Here is a 2,146-nt window from a genome sequence, read left to right as displayed (position 1 = left end):
TTCAAAAATCAGTCGATTAGCCAACAAATAATGATCTCACTCCCTCTTGTGCTGAAAAAAACAGCAAATCTTACCGACTGTGATCCCTATTTCATACGGCCTCAGGATCTTTGAAATTCCTAGGCGTTAAACATTTGGCAAAAAAACGCTTCCGTTTTGATTGAGAAGCCACTTTTCTTACGGCCTCTCTCTGCTTCCCCTGTGGGAATTGATAAACATTATTTTTCATTTTCCACCTCGCTTGGCTGCCAATGAATTTTTTAACTTATAAATTTCCCTTTTCCCTTTTTCCCGTTGTTGCTCTTTTTCTTCCTGATCGGGCGTCAGAGTGCGATTATTAAAAATCACCATATCCGCTTTGGCATCGTAACGAATGCCGTAATCTGGCAAGTCGTTCGCTTTAGCCAGTTGTTTAATGTTATGCCTAAACATTTTCAACAATGCGGTGCTTCCCGTTTTTAAGTGCAGTTTTTCAAGGGAAATCGTAAACTCCCCCTGATTACCACAATGTTTACGGGCTATTTCATAAAGTCGCCTGTCTATTGCTTTTCGTATACGGAAGTAATCTGGACTAATTTTTAGCATTTTCTTTTTATGCAAAGCCTGATACAGCCAGTCCGGTAAGGTGACTTCTATCATACCAACATCTAGCTTTCCTTTTTTATCCTCAACAATACGCCAACTATCTATCAGACCAAAAGAAATAGTCTCCTGCTTATCTTCGGAGTATACGACATTTGTTTTTATTACAGTTCCTTTCAATCTAGATAACGCCTTTTCTAATAACTCATAGTTCCTACCGCCATTATCTCGATTAGTTGTAATGAAAAAATCATAAGGAGTAAACGCTATTACACGACTTATTTGCTCTCCTTTATTCATGCTTTCTTGTAATTTAGAAATAGCATAAATCCAAACATCTTTATCAAAAATAGTTGCCATTCCTGATGAAGTTGATTCTACAATAACTGTAACATTTCCATTTTTATAGATTCTAGTCTTAGTATCACCGCCTTTTAAGGCAAAAAATGGGTGTTCCATGCTCGCCATTTCATCACGAAAACTTTCTATCTCAACTTCATCGGCAATAAAAAATTCCAATTCATTTTTACGGGGGCGTAGCGTTTTCAAGTTACTTACTCTCTGATTAATTGTATGATTTACCATAGCCTCAATCCTATCTTTTCTAGGGTTGCTGGTCAGAACCAGCTAAGAGTTACCCGATCTTAGCTGGTTCGTACTGTTTTCGGACTTCAAAAACCGCCATTCGGACTTCAAAAACCAACAAAAAACCGAAATAAGCGGACTTTAAAAACTATAATAGCGGACTTTGAAAACAAATCAAGTGATAAGAACAAAAAACGTTCTATTTCATCTGTGGGTAAGTCGTTTTCAATGCGGACTTTAAAAACCAAAGGGGCGGACTTTAAAAACCAAAAGGCGGACTTTAAAAACCAAAAGGCGGACTTTAAAAACCAACATGTCGTAAAACTCATTATATTTCATACACCTACAGCCAAAAAAATCCCTTTAACTCTTTTAACTTATACATAACTAATCTTTTAACCGAGTTTCCCCCCCTCGAGCCTGTGGATAACTTCACTTCTAGCAAACCTGCCAAACAGCAGATTTTTGCTCCTTCCTGATAAAATTCCCTGTACCCCTCTCAAGCATCAGTGTGAACGTGCATCAATCGGCATTGGGTGCTCTTCCGCTTCCTCGCTTTGGCTGTTCGTTCCTCGTCGCTTCGCGCCTGCGGTACGCCTCAGCCAAAGACTGCGGCGAGCGGTGGGAGTTACAGGAACCCATTCTTTTTTCGATTTTAAAGCCCCCGGAAAGCCTGTAGTGCCGTTTTCTCGGTTTCAATAGCTCCTATCATGATTAAAATTACCCCCGTGCTTTCTGAATTCACTCCTCGCCCTCTAAAAACGTTGTTTCAGCGAAACGGTGCTTGGGCCGAACTGCTAAACACTTACCCACTGAGGCCTGTTGAAGTAGAAGTTGTCACCAAAATGCTAGCTTGTGGCACACCACTTATGGGAAGCCGCGAATTATGCTGTGAGAATACCCATTGTCCACATCGGCGCCTTATTTACCAAAGCTGTAAAGGTCGGGGATGCCCGAGCTGCGGCAAAAAGGCCACCGA

The 2,146-nt window shown here is 40.7% G+C and carries 2 protein-coding genes; one reads left to right on the top strand and one right to left on the bottom strand.

From position 1 onward, the window contains the following. Window positions 1–225: 225 nt before the first annotated feature. Window positions 226–1,167, bottom strand: coding sequence for a replication initiator protein A (locus CBG25_RS10375; protein WP_290606499.1), 942 nt, complete (start codon window positions 1,165–1,167; stop codon window positions 226–228). A gap of 710 nt (window positions 1,168–1,877) precedes the next feature. Between CBG25_RS10375 and CBG25_RS10370 the strand changes: the two genes are divergently transcribed. After that, the coding region (locus CBG25_RS10370; protein WP_290606497.1) for a transposase zinc-binding domain-containing protein at window positions 1,878–2,146 on the top strand (269 nt) is incomplete at its 3' end.

It is taken from the genome of Arsenophonus sp. ENCA (assembly GCF_002287155.1).
In the GTDB taxonomy this organism is placed as follows: Bacteria; Pseudomonadota; Gammaproteobacteria; order Enterobacterales; family Enterobacteriaceae; genus Arsenophonus; species Arsenophonus nilaparvatae.
Note: the sequence above shows the minus strand (reverse complement) of the source record. Positions and strands in the feature narration are given on the sequence as shown.

Bases quoted from the DNA above. Each gene is read 5' to 3' on its own strand.
- CBG25_RS10375 (WP_290606499.1), bottom strand. From the start codon at position 1,167: ATGGTAAATCATACAATTAATCAGAGAGTAAGTAACTTGAAAACGCTA.